The organism is Phyllobacterium sp. 22229 (assembly GCF_052056495.1).
Lineage (GTDB): Bacteria > Pseudomonadota > Alphaproteobacteria > Rhizobiales > Rhizobiaceae > Phyllobacterium > Phyllobacterium myrsinacearum.
In genome coordinates, this window is sequence record NZ_JBQEPA010000012.1 from 1 (window position 1) to 19929 (window position 19929).

Annotated in this window: 17 protein-coding genes; 5 read left to right on the plus strand and 12 right to left on the minus strand. The window is 60.2% G+C overall.

Translation table 11 applies throughout. The annotated features are described in order from the left end of the window. Window positions 1-286: 286 nt before the first annotated feature. On the plus strand, window positions 287-454 hold the full coding sequence (gene rpmG / locus ACTJJ7_RS15425; protein WP_105735448.1) for a 50S ribosomal protein L33: 168 nt from the start codon (window positions 287-289) through the stop codon (window positions 452-454). 85 nt (window positions 455-539) lie between these two features. Here the strand turns inward: rpmG and ACTJJ7_RS15430 are convergent, their stop codons facing one another. Both ACTJJ7_RS15430 and ACTJJ7_RS15435 read right to left on the minus strand, forming a co-directional pair. After that, complete coding sequence (locus tag ACTJJ7_RS15430) at window positions 540-1919, minus strand: PleD family two-component system response regulator (protein WP_130269191.1); 1380 nt, start codon at window positions 1917-1919, stop codon at window positions 540-542. Window positions 1920-1947: 28 nt separating this feature from the next. Continuing rightward, window positions 1948-2319, minus strand: coding sequence for a response regulator (locus tag ACTJJ7_RS15435; protein WP_008122893.1), 372 nt, complete (start codon window positions 2317-2319; stop codon window positions 1948-1950). A 301-nt stretch (window positions 2320-2620) separates the two neighbouring features. Between ACTJJ7_RS15435 and ACTJJ7_RS15440 the strand changes: the two genes are divergently transcribed. Next, window positions 2621-2911: a DUF3572 domain-containing protein gene (locus ACTJJ7_RS15440; protein ID WP_105735452.1), complete on the plus strand. Its 291-nt coding sequence runs from the start codon at window positions 2621-2623 to the stop codon at window positions 2909-2911. Window positions 2912-2982: 71 nt separating this feature from the next. Then, entirely contained in the window at window positions 2983-4299 is a 1317-nt protein-coding gene (locus ACTJJ7_RS15445; protein ID WP_105735454.1) for a DNA polymerase IV, read from the plus strand. Window positions 4300-4427: 128 nt separating this feature from the next. On the opposite strand, the gene ACTJJ7_RS15450 is transcribed toward ACTJJ7_RS15445, so the two are convergent. Together ACTJJ7_RS15450 and dnaE are read right to left on the minus strand one after the other, a co-directional pair. Next, complete coding sequence (locus ACTJJ7_RS15450) at window positions 4428-5309, minus strand: AraC family transcriptional regulator (protein ID WP_440967882.1); 882 nt, start codon at window positions 5307-5309, stop codon at window positions 4428-4430. 133 nt (window positions 5310-5442) lie between these two features. After that, entirely contained in the window at window positions 5443-8952 is a 3510-nt protein-coding gene (gene dnaE / locus ACTJJ7_RS15455) for a DNA polymerase III subunit alpha (protein ID WP_440967884.1), read from the minus strand. A 141-nt stretch (window positions 8953-9093) separates the two neighbouring features. Between dnaE and ACTJJ7_RS15460 the strand changes: the two genes are divergently transcribed. After that, window positions 9094-9675 carry a histidine phosphatase family protein gene (locus ACTJJ7_RS15460; protein ID WP_440967886.1) on the plus strand — a complete coding sequence of 194 codons (582 nt, stop codon included), beginning with the start codon at window positions 9094-9096 and terminating at the stop codon, window positions 9673-9675. Window positions 9676-10028: 353 nt separating this feature from the next. Here the strand turns inward: ACTJJ7_RS15460 and ACTJJ7_RS15465 are convergent, their stop codons facing one another. The 3 genes from ACTJJ7_RS15465 to proS are packed head-to-tail and all read right to left on the minus strand — an operon-like array spanning window position 10029 to window position 13350. Continuing rightward, window positions 10029-10715 carry an ABC transporter ATP-binding protein gene (locus ACTJJ7_RS15465; protein WP_105735461.1) on the minus strand — a complete coding sequence of 229 codons (687 nt, stop codon included), beginning with the start codon at window positions 10713-10715 and terminating at the stop codon, window positions 10029-10031. Beyond that, the gene (locus ACTJJ7_RS15470; protein ID WP_130269186.1) at window positions 10715-12004 is read right to left on the minus strand and encodes a lipoprotein-releasing ABC transporter permease subunit; all 1290 of its coding nucleotides are present in this window, start codon (window positions 12002-12004) and stop codon (window positions 10715-10717) included. Before ACTJJ7_RS15470 ends, ACTJJ7_RS15465 begins: the two co-directional genes overlap by 1 nt. Continuing rightward, entirely contained in the window at window positions 12001-13350 is a 1350-nt protein-coding gene (gene proS, locus ACTJJ7_RS15475) for a proline--tRNA ligase (RefSeq protein WP_105735465.1), read from the minus strand. Before proS ends, ACTJJ7_RS15470 begins: the two co-directional genes overlap by 4 nt. An 845-nt stretch (window positions 13351-14195) precedes the next feature. Between proS and ACTJJ7_RS15480 the strand changes: the two genes are divergently transcribed. Beyond that, the gene (locus ACTJJ7_RS15480; protein WP_440967889.1) at window positions 14196-15197 is read left to right on the plus strand and encodes a glycosyltransferase; all 1002 of its coding nucleotides are present in this window, start codon (window positions 14196-14198) and stop codon (window positions 15195-15197) included. 57 nt (window positions 15198-15254) lie between these two features. On the opposite strand, the gene ACTJJ7_RS15485 is transcribed toward ACTJJ7_RS15480, so the two are convergent. The 5 genes from ACTJJ7_RS15485 to nuoN are packed head-to-tail and all read right to left on the minus strand — an operon-like array spanning window position 15255 to window position 19917. Further along, on the minus strand, window positions 15255-15524 hold the full coding sequence (locus ACTJJ7_RS15485; RefSeq protein WP_105735469.1) for a DUF1467 family protein: 270 nt from the start codon (window positions 15522-15524) through the stop codon (window positions 15255-15257). Window position 15525: 1 nt separating this feature from the next. Further along, window positions 15526-15930: a methylmalonyl-CoA epimerase gene (gene mce / locus ACTJJ7_RS15490; RefSeq protein WP_105735471.1), complete on the minus strand. Its 405-nt coding sequence runs from the start codon at window positions 15928-15930 to the stop codon at window positions 15526-15528. 8 nt (window positions 15931-15938) lie between these two features. Continuing rightward, window positions 15939-17612 carry a ribonuclease J gene (locus tag ACTJJ7_RS15495; RefSeq protein WP_440967891.1) on the minus strand — a complete coding sequence of 558 codons (1674 nt, stop codon included), beginning with the start codon at window positions 17610-17612 and terminating at the stop codon, window positions 15939-15941. A 19-nt stretch (window positions 17613-17631) separates the two neighbouring features. Next, window positions 17632-18462 carry a biotin--[acetyl-CoA-carboxylase] ligase gene (locus tag ACTJJ7_RS15500; protein WP_440967893.1) on the minus strand — a complete coding sequence of 277 codons (831 nt, stop codon included), beginning with the start codon at window positions 18460-18462 and terminating at the stop codon, window positions 17632-17634. Between the two features lie 18 nt (window positions 18463-18480). Then, entirely contained in the window at window positions 18481-19917 is a 1437-nt protein-coding gene (nuoN, locus tag ACTJJ7_RS15505) for an NADH-quinone oxidoreductase subunit NuoN (RefSeq protein ID WP_105735476.1), read from the minus strand. Window positions 19918-19929: the final 12 nt, after the last annotated feature.

Here is a 19929-nt window from a genome sequence, read left to right on the forward strand (position 1 = left end):
TCGGCAAAGCCACCACCATCGGCCTCACCTATACCGGCGCGTTTTCCAGTCAGGCTAAAGACAATGCGGTCAAGGCCGATTTGACCGTCCGGTTTTAAGGCGTAAGATGTTTCCGTGGACGGAATGGTGCGAGCAACGCTGGAAGCACCATTCCAATCTTAGATTATAATGCCTCAACCCTTGACTTTTCGGCGGGTGTTGGTACATGTCCGCCTGAATTTCCGCTTATAGCCACGTTGTTGGACTGAACGGCGGTCCTCTTCTAATAAAGACAGGTAAACTGAAAATGGCTAAGGCTGCAAATATCAAGATCAAGCTTCTGTCGACCGCTGACACCGGTTTCTTCTACGTCACGAGCAAGAACAGCCGTACGAAGACAGAGAAGTTCTCTTTCCGCAAGTACGACCCGGTCGTACGCAAGCACGTTGAATTCAAGGAAACCAAGATCAAGTAATCCTGGGTTTTCCCGCATGTTCAAAATGCCGCCTTCGGGCGGCATTTTTGTTTCTGGGGATTGGCAATCCGATTCGGGGGCGGCCTCACGCCGCCTCGGAGACAACCTTGTTGCGCCCCGATGCCTTGGCGCCATACAGCGCTTCGTCGGCGCGCTTGAGCATGTTCTGCACGCTGTCATCCTTCGACTGCACGCTGGCAATGCCGATGCTGATGGTCACCGGCACGCTGGTGACGCCGTCATCGACGAAAAACGGCGTCGAGGCCACTTCACGCCGGATGCGCTCGGCGACGATGGCCGCCATCGTCAGGTCCGTATCGGGCATGACGATGAAGAACTCCTCCCCGCCATAGCGGCTGGCAAGGTCGCTGCCGCGCACGTTGCGGCGCAGGCGCCGGGCGAATTCGCGCAGCACCTCATCCCCGCCATCATGGCCATAGGTGTCGTTGATCAGCTTGAACCGGTCGATGTCCGTCATCAGGATCGACAGCGGACGGCGGCGGTCGACGGCACGCTTGAACAGGGTGGCCAGATGCGTTTCCAGATACAGCCGGTTGTGCAGGCCCGTCAGACTGTCGGTGACGGCCATCTCATAGGTCTTGACGACGCTGGCGCGCAGCCCGTCATGATAGGCCTTGCGGCGCAGCTGCGTGCGCAGGCGCGCCAGCAACTCGTTGGAATTGAGCGGCCGCACCACGTAATCATTGACGCCCAGTTCCAGCGCGCGGCGGATTTTCGGCTCCTCGCCCTGGTCCGCCACGATGATGATCGGCATCGACCGCGTGTTGTCGAGCGAGCGCAACTGCGCGCAAATGCGCAGCGGATCGTAATCGGCAAAGCTCGATGCGATGATCAGGCAGTCGTGATTGCCCTGAATGGCGTCGAAAAAGCCCGTCTGCGGATCGGTCTGCACATCGACGCTGCATTCTTCGGCCAGGATGGTTCTGATTCGCTCAACGCTGCCGGGCCGCTCATCGATGAGCAGCACCTTGGCATCCCGGGCTATGGCCTCGGTGCCGCTGGGAAAGCGCAGGATGGATTCCAGGCCGACATCGCGGGTCGTTGCCACCCGCAGCCGCAATTCGTCGGTGAGGTTCTTCAGGCGGACAAGGCTTTTCACCCGGGCAAGCAGTTGCAGGTCATTGACCGGCTTGGTGAGAAAATCATCGGCGCCGAAGTTCAATCCGGTGATCCGGTCCATGTCCTGGTCGAGCGCAGTCACCAGAATGACCGGGATATGCGCCGTGGCGGGCTGCGATTTCAGCCGGCGGCAGACCTCGAATCCGTCCATACCCGGCATCATGACGTCGAGAAGGATGACATCGACGCTGTTGTTTTCGCAGAATTCCAGCGCTTCATAGCCGTTCGATGCCGTCACGACTTCATAATATTCCGCGCTCAAGCGCGCTTCCAGAAGCTTCACGTTGGCAGGAACATCATCCACGACAAGTATGCGGGCCGTCATAGTTCACTTCTCCGGGAAAACAGGCGGCTCACGCGTCACCAAGGTAGGATTTGATGGTTTCGATGAATTTCGGCACGGAAATCGGCTTGGATATATAGGCCTCGCAGCCGCCCTGGCGGATGCGTTCCTCATCGCCCTTCATCGCGAAGGCAGTGACGGCGATGATGGGGATCACATGCAGATCATCATCCGCCTTCAGCCATTTGGTCACTTCGAGCCCGGAAACCTCCGGCAGCTGGATATCCATGAGGATCAGGTCGGGGCGATGCTCGCGCGCCAGATCGAGTGCCTCGAGACCGTTGCGCGTGCGGATGGTTTCATAGCCGCTGGCTTCGATAAGGTCGCGGAAGAGCTTCATGTTGAGCTCGTTGTCCTCGACGATCATGACTTTCTTCACCATTGGCAATGTCCCGTTGATCATGCGTGGTGCGGGTTTGCCGCCTTGACAAGGCTCCCACCGCAGCATCATTGAATGGATGCATGTGATAGCGTGTTTTGATTGATGAAAAGGTAACTCTTCAGGTCAGTCAAAAAATGCTGCAGATCATGTTTAACCAAGGCTTTATTGAACATCTTCTTTTGTAGAGATTCAATTGGTCATTGGCACTCTGGGTTGCAATGGGCTTCCTGCGCGCCGCCAAACGGAAATATTGTTTTCAAGGGTGTTCGGATGAACACACATTTCGGGACCGACAGGCAGAATGAAACAGCAGATGAACCTTGAGGGTGCGCAGGATCTGGCGATCAATGCGCTGGTCTTCCTGGCGCAGGACAGCGAATTGCTGCCGCGCTTTCTTGCGCTTACCGGCATCACGGCGGATCAAATCCGCCAGGCGGCACAGGAGCCGGGTTTTCTGGCGGGCGTCCTGCAGTTCTACCTGGCGCATGAGCCGACCCTGATGCGCTATTGCGCGGCGACCGAGACGGACCCTGCCCTGTTCCAGCAGGCGCTGCATCTGCTGCCGGGCGGCCGGCAGGAGGATGTGTATTAAGACCGCAAACGGCTTGCAAGCGGCCAGTCTCTTCAGTAAGTTCGCCATGTTCTATTTATGTTCCGAGCATCATGGCACCCCTCAACGATCCTGAATTTGGATTCTGCCGCGACTGTCTGACAGCGCAGGCCTCCGCCGGGCGCCGCTGCCAGCAATGCGGCAGCCCGCGCCTGCTGCGCCACCCGGAACTCTACAGGCTCTCCATCGCGCATGTGGACTGCGACGCATTCTACGCCTCGGTGGAAAAGCGCGACAATCCGGAGCTGCGCAACAAACCCGTCATCATCGGCGGCGGCAAGCGCGGTGTCGTCTCCACCGCCTGTTATGTCGCGCGCATTCACGGCGTGAAATCCGCCATGCCGATGTTCAAGGCGCTGGAAGCCTGCCCGCATGCGGTGGTCATCAGCCCGAACATGGAAAAATATGTGCGCGTGGGGCGCGAAATCCGCCAGATGATGCGCGATCTGACGCCGCAGGTCGAACCGCTGTCGATCGACGAGGCCTTTCTCGACCTGTCGGGCACGCAGCGCCTGCACCACGACCCGCCGGTGCGGGTCATGGCGCAGTTTTCCAACCGCGTGGAAAAGGAAATGGGCCTGTCCGTCTCGGTCGGCCTGTCCTATTGCAAGTTCCTGGCAAAAATCGCCTCGGATTTCGACAAGCCGCGCGGCTTTTCCGTCATCGGCGAAGCGGAAACGCCGCGTTTCCTCAGCGACAAGCCGGTGACGATGATCTGGGGCGTCGGCAAGGTGTTCGCCGCCACGCTGGAACGGGACGGTATCCGCACCATCGGCCAGTTGCAGACCATGGAACTCGGCGCGCTGATGGCCGCCTATGGCACGATGGGCCAGCGCCTCTACCAGCTGTCGCGCGGCATCGACACGCGCCGGGTGGAGCCGGACGGCGAATCCAAGAGCGTATCGGCCGAAACGACGTTCAATGAGGACATCGGCACGCTGGAAGAGCTGGTTCCGATCCTGCGCTCGCTCTCGGAAAAAGTCTCGCGCCGCCTGAAGGCCGCCGACATTGCCGGCCGGACTGTGGTCCTCAAGCTCAAATCCCGTGATTTCAAACTCAAAACCCGCAACCGGCAATTGGCCGACCCGACCCAGCTTGCCGACCGGATTTTCCGCACGGGGCTGGCACTTTTGGAAAAGGAGATTGATGGCACGCGGTTCCGGCTCATCGGCATCGGCGTGAGCGACCTCAGTGATGACGGCCGCGCCGATCCGCTCGATCTCGTCGACGTGCAGGCGACCAAGCGGGCCGTGGCGGAGACTGCCATCGACAAGCTGCGCGGAAAATTCGGCAACAATGCCGTCGAGACCGGCTACACCTTCGGCAAGATCAGGCAAAGGACACGGCCTGTCCCGGACGAGATTGATTGATTTGATTCAGGGATTTACGGGAAATTTCGGAGAAAATGAATCCGGATTGTTTTGGATTGCAATGACGATGGTGCAGGATGCCTTTTGCAGCAAAGCGAAGGAGATGGCCAGGCCACCGTCCGAAGGCGCTATTTCAGCGGCAGAAACAGGTCCGCGGCCGCCTCATGCTCCGGCACCTGCGGGAACAAGCTCAGACGCTGGCAGTACATCGGGAAGTCACGCGCTTCCTCGCCGCTGGCCGGAAGCCAGTCGCGATACAGATAGAGCGCGGCAGGCTCCAGATTGTCGGTGTTGCCGACGATGCGCAGCACCGCACAGCGCCCGCCAGGAATCTCCCCGGCTTTGACCTGTTCGCCTTTCACCTCGACCGGCTGGTCGATCCCCACACAAAGGTCCATGCTGTAATCGGCGGGCGACGCGGGGTGGCGCTCGGAATGCCAGACCGTGAAGGTTGGATGTGTCCTGGGGTGCAGGCCGGCAGCCTTGCGCCAAGCAATGAACCGCTTGATGGTGGCACCGATCATCGCGGGGTCACCCCGATGTTCCATGAACGCTATCCGCGTCGGGGCTACATCGCGAATCGTCACGTCATTCGTGGTAAAATTCTTCTGCATGCGCTTGCTCCTTGCGTTGTCAAAAGGCCCGAAGGCCGCAAGCCACAGCTCCCAGTCGGGAGATTTCCGGAACGACGAAGGCGATTGCCCGAACCGTTGCCGGAAGGCACGGGCGAAGGCATCGGGCGCATCGTAACCAGCATCCATCGCTATATCCGTGACGCTTTGGGCATCCGTGTAGGCCAGCCGGTACGAAGCGCGCTTCATACGGGCAAGCTGGACATAGCGATGCACCGACAACCCGAAGGTGGACATGAACTGCCGGTGGAAATGGTATTTCGAGAATGCCGCGACACCGCTCAGCACGTCCAGGCCCAGATCATCGTCAAGATGCTGTTCGATGTGATCCAGCACCCGCTGCATCCGGGCATGGTAGTTTTCAAGGGCCGCCTTCATCGCCTGTTCCTCCGTGGCGCCACCAGCTAGCCCCTTGCGGATATACAGCGCTCGACCGATCTTGCGGTTTGGGAGGGGGATCGAACAATAGAGTGCAACCCGCCTCAGCGCGGTTGTGGCTGCGCGCCTGCGGCTAGACCATCTCCACGTCGACCACGCCGGGAATCGCCTTCATCGCGCTGGCGACCTGCGGGCCGACGCGATAGCGGTGTGGCAGCTCGATCTCCACTTCACTGGCGCCGTTCTCCTTGATCAGGATGAGGGAGACAATCTGGCCATCATTCTGCGGGGCGAGATAGGGCGTGATGGCGCTCAGCGGCTCGCTGGAGCGCATATAGAGCCGCAACGCCTTCTGCATGCGCGTCGCTTCATCCTCAAGCGATTGCGCCGTCTGGATGCGCAGGCTGATGCCCTCCGGCCGGTCTTCGGCGCCGACCGTCACCACAACGGAGCGTCCCGGCTCCAAGAGATCGCGGTATTGCGCCAGCGCCTCGGAGAAAAGCACCGCCTCGAACTGGCCCGATGCATCGGAAAACTGGATGATGCCCATCTTGTTGCCGGTCTTGGTCTTGCGTTCCTGCTTGGCGGTGATGGTTCCGGCAAGCCGTCCGGCATTGGCGCCGCGTTTGACCGCGGCGGAAAATTCGGCCCAGCTCTGCACCCGCATCTTTTCCAGGATCGGCCGGTATTCGTCGAGCGGATGGGCGGAGAGGTAGAAACCGGCGGCTTCAAACTCGCGCCGCAGTTTTTCCGCCGATAGCCATGGCGCCGCATTGGGCAGCTGCAGCCCCTGCGATCCGCCCGCGGCCATGCCGCCAAAAATATCCGCCTGCCCGCTGACGCTGTCTTCCTGGGTGCGCTGCGCATGGCCGATGATGCGGTCGAGACCGGCAATGAGCGCCGGGCGTTCGCGCCCGAAGCAATCGAATGCTCCAGCGTTGATCAGGCTTTCAAACACGCGCCGGTTGACGACGCGCGGGTCGATGCGCTCGCAGAAATCCTCAAGGCTGGCATAGGGCGTGTCGCCGCGCTTCTCGACGATATGGTCGACCGCCGCCTCGCCCACGCCCTTGATGGCGGCGAGCGAATAGAAAATACGGTTATCGCCGACTTCAAACAGGCGGAACGAGGTGTTGACCGAAGGGGTGACCACCTCGATGCCCAGCCGCAGCGCCTCACGGCGGAAATCGTTGAGCTTGTCGGTATTGGCCATATCGTAGGTCATCGACGAGGCCAGGAACTCGACGGGATGATGCGCCTTCATATAGGCGGTCTGGAATGACACGATGGCATAGGCGGCGGCGTGCGATTTGTTGAAGCCGTAATCGGCGAATTTTGCCAAGAGGTCGAAAATGAAATTCGCCTGCGGCTTGGTCACACCGCGTTCCACCGCGCCATCGACAAAGCGCTCGCGCTGCTTGTCCATTTCGGCGCGGATCTTCTTGCCCATGGCGCGGCGCAGAAGATCGGCTTCACCCAGCGTATAGCCGGACATTTCCTGCGCGATCTGCATCACCTGTTCCTGGTAGATGATGACGCCCTGGGTTTCCTTGACGAGATGGTCGATCTTGGGATGGATCGACGCCATCTCCTCGTCGCCATTCTTGCGCGCATTGTAGGTCGGGATGTTTTCCATCGGCCCCGGACGGTACAGCGCCACAAGCGCGATGATGTCCTCGATCCGATCAGGCTTCATGCCGATCAACGCCTTGCGCATGCCGGTGCTTTCCACCTGGAACACGCCGACCGTCTCGCCGCGCGACAGCATTTCATAGCTGAGCTTGTCATCCAGCGGCAGATTGGACAAATCCACGGAAATGCCGCGCCGCTTGACCAGATTGACGGCGGTCTGCAGCACCGTCAGGGTTTTCAGGCCGAGAAAGTCGAATTTGACCAGCCCCGCCTCTTCCACCATCTTCATGTTGAACTGCGTGACCGGCATGTCGGAACGCGGATCGCGGTACATCGGCACGAGCTCGGACAACGGACGGTCACCAATGACGATACCGGCGGCGTGGGTCGAGGCGTGGCGGTAAAGCCCTTCCAGCTTCAGCGCAATGTCCAGCAGGCGCTCAACGACCGGCTCCTTGTCGCGCTCTTCGCGCAGGCGCGGCTCATCCTCGATGGCCTTTGCCAGCGTCACCGGATTGGCCGGGTTGGCCGGAACCATCTTGGTCAGGCGGTCTACCTGACCATAGGGCATTTCGAGCACGCGGCCGACGTCGCGCAGCACGGCGCGCGCCTGCAGCGTTCCGAAGGTGATGATCTGCGCCACCTGATCGCGGCCATATTTGGCCTGAACATAGCGGATGACCTCGTCGCGCCGTTCCTGGCAGAAATCGATGTCAAAGTCGGGCATCGAAACGCGGTCGGGATTGAGGAAGCGTTCGAACAGCAGGGAGAAGCGCAGCGGATCGACGTCGGTGATCGTCAGCGCATAGGCAACGAGCGAACCCGCACCGGAGCCACGACCGGGACCGACAGGAATATCATGGGCTTTCGCCCATTTGATGAAGTCGGACACGATGAGGAAGTAACCCGGATATTTCATCCGGGTGATGATGGAAATCTCGTATTCCAGCCGCTCGGCATATTCCTGCTGCGTGTGGCCATCGGCCAGACCCAGCGTTTCGATGCGGCTTGCCAGCCCTTCGCGTGCCTGCCGCGCCAGTTCGTCGGCTTCCGCCTGCAGCGCCGCTTCGGGATCGTCGCTCTCCCCGGTGAAGCGCGGCAGGATCGGTGCGCGATTCTTCGGATAGTAGGAGCAGCGCAGCGCGATCTCGACGGTGTTTTCCAGAGCCTCGGGCAGATCGGCGAACAGCGCCACCATCTCGTCCTCGGTCTTGAGATAATGGTCGGGTGTCAGGCGGCGGCGGTCATCAATGGACAGCAGTGAACCCGCCGCAATGGCCAGCAGCGCATCGTGCGCCTCATAATCCGCGCTCTTGGAAAAGAACACGTCATTGGTGGCGACCAGAGGCAGTTCCAGCTCATAGGCAAGCGCGATATGGGTCGCTTCGAGGGCACGGTCATAGCCGCGATGGCGCTGCAGCTCGACATAGAGCCGGTCGCCATAGAGCGAGCGCAGATGAATGAGACGCTGACGGGCGCGGTCGATGCGGTCGTCCTTGATCGCCTTGGCGATCGGCCCTTCCGGGCCGCCGGAAAGAACGATGATCCCCTCGCTCAGCCCCGGCAGCCAGGAAGCGGCGATGTGGACGGGATCGCCGGCGGGCGTTTCCAGATAGGCGCGGCTGACAAGCCGGACAAGATTGGCATAGCCCGTTTCCGTCGCCGCCAGCAGCACGAGCGGCGCAAGACCGAGCGCTTCGCGCCGGTTGGCGCTGCGGCTTTCCTCGGCCTGATCGTGAAAGGCAATATCGAGCTGACAGCCGATGATCGGCTGCAAGCCGGATTTCGATCCCTTCTGGGCAAATTCAAGCGCCCCGAACAGATTGTTGGTGTCGGTAATGGCAATGGCCGGGCTTTTGTTGGCAACGGCGAGATCGATGACCTTGGCAACCTGCAGCGCGCCTTCGAGCAGGGAATAGGCGGAATGCACCCGCAGATGGACGAAACGAAGCGCCTGCTTTTCCGCATTGCCCGCGCCTGGGTTACCCTGTCCGTCTGCCACTGTATCCATCTCCAGAAATTTTGAACGGAGAACGCGCTGATTCACCACTCGCGCATTCTCGGGCAACCACCCTGGAGTGTCCACCTATACTTTGGCCGCCGGATCGTGCGACTGTGAACAACCTGTGATGCGCTATCGAAAGGCCCGCGAATGAGCAATGCATATCCCGAAATCTATCTGGTGCGGCACGGTCAGACGGAGTGGAGCCTGTCCGGCCAGCACACCGGCCGGACCGACATACCGCTGACGGCCGCGGGCGAAGCGGCGGCCCGCACCCTCGCCGGCCGCCTGCATGGCCTTGTCTTTTCCGCCGTCTGGTCGAGCCCGTCCCAGCGCGCGTCGAAAACCTGCGCCCTCGCCGGATTTGGCGACACCCGCGTGATCAAGGACGATCTGGCGGAATGGGACTATGGCACCTATGAAGGCATCACCACCAAGGCGATCTTGGCGGAGCGCCCCGGCTGGCAGCTTTTTCGCGACGGCTGCCCCGGCGGCGAATCCGCTGGTGATGTCGGTGCGCGTGCCGACCGGATCATCCATGCCATCCGCGACGCGAATGACCGGGTGCTCATTTTTTCAAGTTCGCATTTCCTGCGGGTGCTGACGGCCCGCTGGCTTGGCTTGCCGCCCGAAGGCGGCGCGCTTTTCGTTCTGGATACCGCCAGCATCAGTGTGCTCGGCTATGAGCACGACCTGACGGAACCGGTTGTTCGCAGGTGGAACCAGACATGACGATGGGCGACGCCCGCGGGCCAGGAACCAGGCGAAACCTAGTCATCCCGGCCCCGCCGGTTCTTTCAGATAACGCTGACCCACATGGCGAATGTTGCAATAAACAGACTGACTGTAACGAATGACATGACGTCCTGGAAAAGTTCGCTCATCGGTAAAACCCTTCTTCGTTTGCTCTATGTATATGTTTTGTTCTATTTTTGTTCCAAAGTCAAGCGCACCAAAACCGCCATTGGCGCTATGGTTGTCGATTTCTTAACAGAGGGTAAAACGCACGCCGCCCCGCGGGCGCCGACAAACGCAAACGGGCACGGATTTCTCCGCGCCCGTTTGCTTTGTATGGCGTGAACGGATCAGGAGACCGTGGTGATCTTGCCGTCCTTGAGCGTGACGCGGCGATCCATGCGACGGGCAAGTTCGTGATTGTGCGTGGCGATCATCGCCGACAGGCCGGACTGACGCACCAGGGCCTCCAGTGCCTCGAACACATAGGATGACGTCACCGGATCGAGATTGCCGGTGGGCTCATCGGCAAGCAGCACGAGCGGCGCATTGGCCACGGCACGGGCGATGGCGACGCGCTGCTGTTCGCCGCCGGACAGTTCCGACGGACGGTGCGAGGCGCGCGCGCCCACCTTCATATAGTCGAGCAGCTGCTGGGCGCGTTCCGACGCGACGCGCGGTTTCATGCCGCGGATCATCTGCGGCATCATCACGTTCTCCAGTGCGGAGAATTCCGGCAGGAGATGATGGAACTGATAGACGAAACCGATGTCGTTGCGGCGGATCGCCGTGCGCTCTTCATCCGAGAGCGAGCCGCAGGCGCGCCCGTCCAGAATCACATCGCCATTGTCGGGCCGCTCCAAAAGGCCAGCCGTATGCAGAAGCGTTGACTTGCCGGCACCCGACGGCGCGACAAGCGCAACCATCTCGCCCCGGCCGAGGGAGAAATTGGCATCGTCCAGGATAACCAGCTCCCGGTCGATCTCATTGTACCGGCGGCCGACACTGGTCAGCTGAAGAATGGGCCCGGCTGACATTATTCGTACCTCAAGGCTTCAACGGGATCGAGCTTGGCCGCGCGCCATGCGGGGAAAAGCGTCGCCAGAAACGACAGGAAGAGCGCCATCAGGATGACCGAAAAGGTTTCATTGAAATCCATCTTGGCGGGCAAGGTGCTCAGGAAATAAAGCTCCGGATTGAACAGAGTTGTTCCAGACAACCAGGAGAAGAATTGCCGGATGCGTTCGACGTTCAGGCAGACGAGGACGCCGAGAGCCACACCGGCGATGGTGCCGCTGACCCCGATGGCGGCACCCGTCATCAGGAAGATGCGCAGCACCGAGTTGCGCGTCGCCCCCATGGTGCGCAGGATGGCGATATCGCGGCCCTTGTCCTTGACCAGCATGATCAGGCCGGAAATGATGTTCAGCGCCGCCACGAGCACGATCAGCGTCAGGATCATGAACATGACGTTGCGCTCCACCTGCAGGGCGGAGAAGAAGGTCACGTTGCGCTGGCGCCAGTCGGTGAGCATCAGCGGCCGCTGCGCCGCGTCCTCGATCGGCTTTTTCAGCGCGTCGACATTGTCGGGATTGTTGGCGAAAATCTCGATGGACTGGACCTTGCCTTCCTGGTTGAAATAGAGCTGGGCTTCATCCAGCGGCATCAGCGCGATCGAGGCGTCATATTCGGACATGCCGATCTGGAAGATGGCGACGACCGGATAGGATTTCACCCGCGGTGAAACCCCGAGCGGCGTCACATCGCCGTCCAGCGACATCAATGTCAGCTTGTCGCCGATGCCAAGGCCCAGATTTTCCGCCATGCGGGTGCCGATGGCCACGCCGCCCGCCTTGTCGAAATTGGCGAAGGTGCCCTGCTTGACGTTCTTGGCGACGAGCTGGAGCTTGTTGATATCCTCTTCGCGCAGGCCGCGCACGAGCGTGCCGGTGCCCTGCCCGACATTGCCCTGGCCCAGCACCTGCCCCTCCACCACGGGAATGGCGAAGGAAACACCGGGAACCGCATCGATCCGCTTGATCACATTGTCATAATCATCCAGCGGCCGGTCCATCGGCTGCATGATGACATGACCGTTGATGCCGAGAATGCGCGTCAGCAATTCGCTGCGGAAACCGTTCATGACGGCCATGACGATAATGAGCGTCGCCACGCCGAGCATGATGCCGGTGAAGGAGAAACCGGCAATCACCGAAATAAACGTTTCCTTGCGCCGGGCGCGCAGATAGCGCCATGCGATCATCCGCTCATAGGAAGAGAACGGCTTGGGACCCTGTTGTACAGCAGTGACGGCCGATTCGGTCATAGAGTTCCAGCCTGAAAGTCAGCGGGGCCTGCAAGCTTGTTGATTGCAGCTTCGATGCTCAGGGTTTCCCGTTCACCCGTCGCGCGATCCTTGATCTCGACTTCACCGGCGGCAACGCCGCGCGGCCCGATGATGACCTGCGTCGGCAGTCCGATCAGGTCCATCTTGGCGAATTTCGCACCGGGACGATCGTCCGTATCATCCAGCAGCGGTTCAAGCCCGGCATTGGTCAGGGCCTCGTAGACCTTGGCGGATGCCGCATCGCAGGCCTCGTCGCCCGGCTTCATATTGACGATACCGGCACCGAACGGCGCAACGGCCCTCGGCCAGATGATGCCGTTCTCGTCATGCGACGCCTCGATGATCGCAGCGATAACGCGGGACGGCCCGATGCCGTAGGAACCCATCGAAACCATATGTTCCTTGCCGTCGGGACCGGTGACCTTGGCGCCCATGGGTTCGGAATATTTGGTGCCGAAATGGAAGATGTGGCCAACTTCGATGCCGCGTGCGGCAAGCTGTTCGGACGCGCCGACCTTGTCCCATGCCGCCTCGTCGTGCATTTCGTCCGTCGCCGCATAGGGCGTCGTCCACTGGCTCACGATATCGGCGACCTGCGCATTGTCATCGAAATTGGTGTCTGCCCCCGGAACCGGCAGGTCGAGATAGGCGCGGTCGCAATAGACCTGACTCTCGCCGGTTTCGGCCAGAATGATGAATTCGTGGCTGAGGTCGCCGCCGATGGGGCCCGTATCGGCACGCATGGGAATGACCTTGATTCCGAGGCGCGAGAATGTGCGCAGATAAGCCACGAACATGCGGTTGTAGGCAGCCTTGGCGCCTTCGAAGTCGATGTCGAAGCTGTAGGCATCCTTCATCAGGAATTCACGCGAGCGCATGACGCCGAAACGCGGGCGGCGCTCGTCGCGGAACTTCCACTGAATATGATAAAGATTGAGCGGCAAGTCCTTGTAAGACTTCACATAAGCCCGGAAAATCTCGGTGATCATTTCCTCATTGGTCGGGCCGAACAGCATCTCGCGGTCGCCGCGGTCCTTGATGCGCAGCATCTCGTCGCCATAGGCGTCATAACGGCCGCTTTCGCGCCACAGATCGGCGGACTGGATCGTCGGCATCAGCAGCTCGATGGCACCGGACCGGTTCTGTTCCTCGCGGATGATGTTGGACACCTTGTTGAGGATGCGCAGCCCTGCCGGCAGCCAGGCATAGATGCCGGCCGATTCCTGACGGATCAGGCCGGCACGCAGCATCAACCGGTGCGAGACGATTTCCGCCTCTTTGGGATTTTCTTTCAGGATAGGCAGGAAATAACGGGAAAGCCGCATTGAGATCACCAAATTGAAACACAGCCTGAATGCTTGAAGAATCAGGCAAAACCAAGTGCAAAGTTAGCGTATTGCCCAAAAATCGTTGCCGATTTCCGGAAAGAATCATACGCCGCCAAATGTGTTGCCGCATCCCGCCCAAAATCCGGATAATCCGCGACGCAGCACTGTTTCTTAGCGGCTTAACAGCGGGTTGGAAACCCGCCAACGGCAAATGAGACGCTACAGATTTGTGACAGTTTTGTTACGCTGCCGGATTTGTAAGCAAAAAATGACTGTATCGAATATTTTTCGTGACATTTCGAAGGCAGTCCGCTATTTTTTTAATCATAATGAGAAAGTAAGAATAATTCTGCTTTCCAGCGCGGTCAAAGTCTTGGGAGGATGTGACCTTTGGCGCGGTAATACGCAGCCACCATGCAAATGGAATAGGGTCAGACGCGATCTAACAATGCAAGGCGAAAGCCTTGCATTTTTTTTGCCTTGATACGGAAATACAAAGACTTATCAAGAGAATTTAAAGTAGATTTCACCGGCGGCAATGTTCCGGCCGCATTACTTTAGTTCTATTTTGCTACTACTTGAGCAACACGAAGATGCATTCCCAAACAGGCAATCGCCCCGGATGTGACCAGTCCCCTCGCGTCCCCTTGGCCCAGCAGATCAGGATTGCATGCCGGAGCCGGCGGCGATTCGCATGAATTCATTTCATCGTCCCGAGCGCGGTCTTAGACTAAGGTCGCAATGTTCAGCTCATCTTTACCTGCTAGATTGGCGGTGCAGGATCAATGTGCCAAGCGTGGGGATTGGCACATCTGCGACGTTGCAATGTTCGGGGACGAACCATGAGAATTCACACGCGCGGCACGGCTGAACCCGGCAAGCGCAGCATTTGCATCAGCACGATTACGCGCAATCGTCCATTCATGCTGCAGAACCTGTTGCACTCCTATGCCGCCATGGATGTTCCCCATGGGGCGGATTTGCATTTTCTTATTGTCGAAAACAATGAGATGGCCACGCTGCACGATGTCATCGCGCAATTCCGGGCGCTCGTACCGCAATGGACGGTCCAGTACGAGGTGGAACCGCGCCTCGGCATTGCCCGCGCCCGCAACCATGCGCTGGCATGCGCCCTGGCCGGCAATCACGATCTCATGACATTTGCCGATGATGATGAACGGGTGGAACCCGACTGGCTGATTGAACTTCTGGCCGAACTGGATGCCTCGACCCTCGATATCATCGGCTCTCCCGTGCGCGCCGCACCGATTTCCGCCGATGCGCCGTTTTCCGCGCAGCTCGTCTGGGCCGGCCTCAACCGGCGGAACATGGAAAGCGAACGCAAGGCCCGGCTGCGCTATGAGCGCAACGAAGCGCACAAGATTCTGCTGGCAACCGGCAGCTGGATGGGCAGGCTGAGCTTCTTCGACCGGACGGGCCTGCGTTTTGACGATACACTTGATCTGGCCGGCGGCGAAGACTGGCGTCTGTACCGGGAAGCCAGGAAACTCGGCGCCAGGACCGGCTGGACGCCGCGCGCCATTGCCTATGAAACCGTGCCGATGGACCGGCTGACCCTCGGCTATCACTTTCGCCGCGACCGCGACAGCAGTTCCATTGAAACCTGTACGAGGCTTGCCCAGCAGCGCGCGCGGACCTTGCTGCGCATTCCCGGTTCGCTGGTCATCCGGGTGTTCAAACTGTGCAGCTATACCCTCGCCGCACCGTTCACGCGCGGGGAAGCGCTGGTGCGGCTGGCGGCGTGCATGGGCAGTATTTGGGGAATCTGTCAGGGCTGCCTTGGCAAGAGATCATCGCACTACCGGCGCACAAGCGGTTTTTAACGGCTGCACGCTTGTGATGCGTGGTTCGCCGTGCGGATGCGGGATCTGACCCCGGTCCTAATGCAGCTGCGGGAAGAAAACCGGAATGCTCTCGACGCCGAAACCAAGCTTTTGGTTGACGATGTAGAAGAGGATGAAAACCACGGCTGAAATCGCGGTGGTGATCAGGAACACCCGCCCCATGCGGTGCTTGTGCGGTGCGCTGGCTGTGGTGCCCAGCGTGACATCATTCTCGTCGGCCTGGGTGCGCAGGCCAAACGGCAGCACGGTGAACAGCGTCAACCACCAGAAGATGAAATAAACTGCCATTCCAGTTGCGATGGGCATATCAGACTTGCTCCAGTTCGATCAGCGTCCCGTTGAAATCCTTCGGGTGAAGGAACAGCACCGGTTTGCCGTGGGCGCCGATTTTGGGTTCGCCATCACCCAGAATACGCGCACCCTGCAGTTGTAGCTGATTTCGCGCCGCCAGAATATCGGTCACTTCGTAGCAGAGGTGGTGCATGCCGCCGGACGGGTTCTTTGCCAGAAAGGCAGCGATGGGCGACTGCGCATTCAGGGGTTCGAGAAGTTCGATCTTGGTGTTGCCGACATCGATGAAAACCACGGTCACGCCATGCTCCGGCAGGACCTGCGGCTCGGTGAGTGTCGCACCGAGCGTATCGCGATAGACTGCCGATGCCGCAGCAAGATCGGGAACGGCAATGGCGACATGGTTCAAACGGCCGAGCATTCTTGACCTTACGTGCGGGTTACGAACACGGTGACGATCGGCTTCTTGCCCCACGCCTCGTTGGCAGCGGCACGGACGGCGCGGCGCACCGCCTCGCGGACCATCGCCAAATCCTTGCGCTTTTCACGCGGGATACTCTGCACGGCGCCAACAGCCGCATCGTAGAGCAGATCTTCCAGCAGTTCGCCTTCCCGATCGTTCTCGGGCAGGCCGACCGGCACGACTTCCGGATCCTCGATGATGTTGTACTTCGCATCGAGCAGCATCGATACCGCGACATGGCCGACATAGGATAGCTTGCGCCGGTCGACGATGCCGACCTCTTCCTCGTCGCCGATGAGCTTGCCGTCCTTCATCACGCGGCCAAACGGCGCCTGATCGATGATCTCCGCCCTGCCCGGTGCCAGACGCAGAATGTCGCCATTGCGTACCTGCGGCACCTCGGGAATGCCGGCCATGGCCGCCAGCGAGCCCTGTGCTACGAGATGCGCGGCTTCGCCATGCACAGGCACGAGAATGCACGGGCGCACCCATTCATACATGCGCTTCAGCTCGTTGCGGCGTGGATGGCCCGAGACGTGCACCAGCTGATCATCGTCGGAGATGATATGGATGCCCTGCTCGATCAAAAGGTTTTTTGTCTCGATGATCGGCTTTTCATTGCCGGGAATGGTGCGCGAGGAATAGATGACCGTATCACCGGCCGACAGCGCCACATTGCGCATCTCGTCACGGGCGAGCTTGGCGAGCGCCGCGCGGGATTCGCCCTGGCTGCCGGTCAAAATGATGACGATGTTCTCGCGCGGGATGAAACCGTAATCCTCTTCGGAGAGGAATTCCGGAATGCCGTCGAGATAACCCAGCTCGCTCGCCACATCGATCATGCGCTTCATCGAGCGGCCGAGCACCAGCACCTGGCGTCCGGCATCGCGGGCGGCGATGGCAATGGAGCGGATACGCCCGACATTGGACGAAAAGGTGGTGATGGCAACGCGGCCGCGGGCATTTTCGATGATGTCGCGCAGGCTGTCGCCGACCTCACGCTCGGAGGGTGATTCCCCCTCCCGCAAGGCATTGGTGGAGTCGCACATCATCGCCAGGACGCCTTCGTCGCCGAGCGCGCGGAACCCAGCCTCGTCGATCAGCGGTCCCAGTGACGGCTCCGGGTCCATCTTCCAGTCGCCGGTGTGAACAACGATGCCCAGTGGCGTCCGGATTGCCAGCGAGACCGGTTCCGGGATGGAGTGCGTCACGGCAAGCGCTTCGAACTCGAAAGGGCCGACATTGAACCTTTCGCCGGCACGGTAAATGGTGACGGGAATATCCGGCGCACCCGGCTCCGACTGGCGCTTGGCCTCCAGCAGGCCGGCGGTGAACGGCGTCGCATAGACCGGCACGTTCAACAGCGGCCAGAGGTCGAGCAAGGCGCCGTAATGGTCCTCATGGGCATGCGTGATCACAATCCCCTTGAGATTATGCCGCTCGGCCTGCAGAAAACGAATATCGGGAAGAACGAGATCAGCGCCTGGAAGATCCGGTCCGGCGAAGGTGACGCCCATGTCGACGACGACCCATTCGCGCTTGTGTGCGGGGCCATAGCCATACATGGCCAGATTCATCCCGATTTCACCAACGCCGCCCAAAGGCAGGAACACGAGCTCTGCCTGATCGGAATTTGCCATTTATACTCCTTACAACCGGCTATCCGGCACTTGCCGATGCAACTGCTCCGAAATGAACATCGCCGGCAGCAATCTTCACCCGTTCCCCATCATTATCGCGTATGACGAAACGGCAGTCTTCGTCAATTGTTTCGAATATACCACGCAGCACCGAGCCGTCGACCCGCACGGCAACTTCACTGCCAATTCCTGCCGCCCGCTTGAGCCAGCGCTTGCGAATCTCGGCAAGCCCGCGCCCCTCGTCCCAGATGCGGCTGTTTTCCTGCCAGGCATCGGACAGCGCCAGAAACAGCGTTTCCGCATCGCAGGCCGCACCAAGCTGCTTCAGCGACGTCGCGGGATAGGGCACGTCCTCGGGGTAAGCAACCACATTCACGCCAATGCCGACGACAACGGCAAACCGCCCGTCCGGCAGATGCGTCGATTCCAGGAGAATGCCGGCAAGCTTGGCCTTGTTGGCCAGAAGATCATTCGGCCATTTGAGTTCCACCCGCAAATCCGACACGCTGGAACCGATACCATCGACACCAAGCGAAACCGCGCCTTGCGGGCAGACGGCGTCAAGCGCATCCGCCAGGGAAAGCCCGGCGACAAAGCCGAGGGTGGCCGCTGTCTTCAACTCGAAAGTACCGGTGAGCAGCAGGGACGCCGCCAGATTGCCATGGGATGTGGCCCAGGCGCGGCCGCGGCGACCGCGCCCGCTTTCCTGTTTCTTGGAGACGATCCACAGCCGTCCGGGATCGCCGGCCTGCGCGCGCTCCAGCGCGACCGCATTGGTCGAGCCGACCGTATCGAAGGCCTCCATCCGGAAGCCGTTTTGCTGCGCCAGCGGCGAGAGCGAGAATCCCATTGATCAGGGTTCCCGGCCTCAGAAGAACGTTTTCGCGGCAGCTTCCGCATAGGTGCTGACCGGTCCGCCGATCAGTACGTACAGCAGCGTCAGCAGGCCCGAAACACCGAGGACCAGGCGCAGTTCACCGGCAACCGGCACGAACCCGCCAGCCGGTTCATCGAACCACATGATCTTGATGATGCGCAGGTAGTAGAATGCACCCACGACCGACGCGACAATACCGATGATGGCCAGCGCGTAGAGATTGGCCTGCATCGCGGCAAGGAAGGTGTACCACTTGCCCCAGAACCCGGCGAGCGGCGGAATACCGGCCAGCGAGAACATGAGGATGGTGAAGATCGTCGCCATGACCGGATTGGTGCGGGACAGGCCAGCCAGATCCTCGATCAGTTCGACATTGCCGTGCTTGCGGCGCATGGCCAGGATGAAGGCAAACACGCCGAGCGTCGTGATCAGGTAGATCAGCATATAGATCGCCACGCCGCGCACGCCGACCTGCGTGCCGGCGGCAAGGCCGACAAGCGCATAGCCCATGTGGCTGATGGACGAATAGGCCATCAGGCGCTTGATGTTGCGCTGGCCGATGGCAGCGAATGCCCCCAGAACCATCGACGCAATGGCGATGAAGACGATGATCTGCTGCCAGTCATGGGTGATTGGCTGGAATGTCTCGACGGCAACGCGCGTCAACAGCGCCATGGCGGCCATCTTCGGCGCGCTGGCGAAGAAGGCGGTGACCGGCGTCGGCGCGCCTTCATAGACATCCGGCGTCCACATGTGGAACGGCACGGCAGAAATCTTGAAGGCAAGACCGGCAAAGATGAACACGAGGCCGAACACCACGCCAAGCTGGCGCTCGCCGCCTGCCAGCGCCTGGGCGATGCCCGCAAAGCCGGTGTGGCCAGTAAATCCGTAGACGAGCGAAATGCCGTAAAGCAGCATGCCCGACGACAGCGCGCCGAGAACGAAGTATTTCAGGCCAGCTTCCGTCGAGCGGGCACTGTCGCGGTTGATTGCAGCGATGACATAGAGCGCCAGAGACTGCAGTTCGAGGCCGAGATAGAGCGACAGGGTGTCATTGGCCGAAATCATCAGGAGCATGCCGAGGGTCGACAGCAGGATGAGGATCGGGAACTCGAACTTGTCGAATTTTTCCGCCTTGGCGAAGCCGACCGACATGACGAGCGCAATGATCGAACCGACCAGCGTCAGCACTTTCATGAAGCGCGCGAACGGATCCGAAACGAAGGCACGGCCGAAGGCGTGACCATCGTGCGGGAAGAGAACGAGGATTGCCAATGCTGCAAGCAGCACGGCAACCGCCAGTCCGTTGACCAGGGAATTCGCCCGTTCACCGGAGAAGGCCCCGATCATCAGTAGAGCCAATGCGCCCACTGCGATGAGCAGTTCGGGAGCCATAAGCGTCAGGTTGGCAATCATGTCGGTCTGCATCGGCCTTGGCCT

Bases quoted from the DNA above. Each gene is read 5' to 3' on its own strand.
- ACTJJ7_RS15470 (WP_130269186.1), bottom strand. From the start codon at position 12,004: ATGACCGAATCGGCCGTCACTGCTGTACAACAGGGTCCCAAGCCGTTC.
- ACTJJ7_RS15440 (WP_105735452.1), top strand. From the start codon at position 2,621: ATGAAACAGCAGATGAACCTTGAGGGTGCGCAGGATCTGGCGATCAAT.
- mce (WP_105735471.1), bottom strand. From the start codon at position 15,930: ATGCTCGGCCGTTTGAACCATGTCGCCATTGCCGTTCCCGATCTTGCT.
- ACTJJ7_RS15485 (WP_105735469.1), bottom strand. From the start codon at position 15,524: ATGCCCATCGCAACTGGAATGGCAGTTTATTTCATCTTCTGGTGGTTG.
- ACTJJ7_RS15435 (WP_008122893.1), bottom strand. From the start codon at position 2,319: ATGGTGAAGAAAGTCATGATCGTCGAGGACAACGAGCTCAACATGAAG.
- ACTJJ7_RS15460 (WP_440967886.1), top strand. From the start codon at position 9,094: ATGAGCAATGCATATCCCGAAATCTATCTGGTGCGGCACGGTCAGACG.
- ACTJJ7_RS15450 (WP_440967882.1), bottom strand. From the start codon at position 5,309: ATGAAGGCGGCCCTTGAAAACTACCATGCCCGGATGCAGCGGGTGCTG.
- ACTJJ7_RS15495 (WP_440967891.1), bottom strand. From the start codon at position 17,612: ATGGCAAATTCCGATCAGGCAGAGCTCGTGTTCCTGCCTTTGGGCGGC.
- ACTJJ7_RS15465 (WP_105735461.1), bottom strand. From the start codon at position 10,715: ATGTCAGCCGGGCCCATTCTTCAGCTGACCAGTGTCGGCCGCCGGTAC.
- proS (WP_105735465.1), bottom strand. From the start codon at position 13,350: ATGCGGCTTTCCCGTTATTTCCTGCCTATCCTGAAAGAAAATCCCAAA.
- nuoN (WP_105735476.1), bottom strand. From the start codon at position 19,917: ATGCAGACCGACATGATTGCCAACCTGACGCTTATGGCTCCCGAACTG.
- ACTJJ7_RS15445 (WP_105735454.1), top strand. From the start codon at position 2,983: ATGGCACCCCTCAACGATCCTGAATTTGGATTCTGCCGCGACTGTCTG.
- ACTJJ7_RS15430 (WP_130269191.1), bottom strand. From the start codon at position 1,919: ATGACGGCCCGCATACTTGTCGTGGATGATGTTCCTGCCAACGTGAAG.
- rpmG (WP_105735448.1), top strand. From the start codon at position 287: ATGGCTAAGGCTGCAAATATCAAGATCAAGCTTCTGTCGACCGCTGAC.
- ACTJJ7_RS15480 (WP_440967889.1), top strand. From the start codon at position 14,196: ATGAGAATTCACACGCGCGGCACGGCTGAACCCGGCAAGCGCAGCATT.
- dnaE (WP_440967884.1), bottom strand. From the start codon at position 8,952: ATGGATACAGTGGCAGACGGACAGGGTAACCCAGGCGCGGGCAATGCG.
- ACTJJ7_RS15500 (WP_440967893.1), bottom strand. From the start codon at position 18,462: ATGGGATTCTCGCTCTCGCCGCTGGCGCAGCAAAACGGCTTCCGGATG.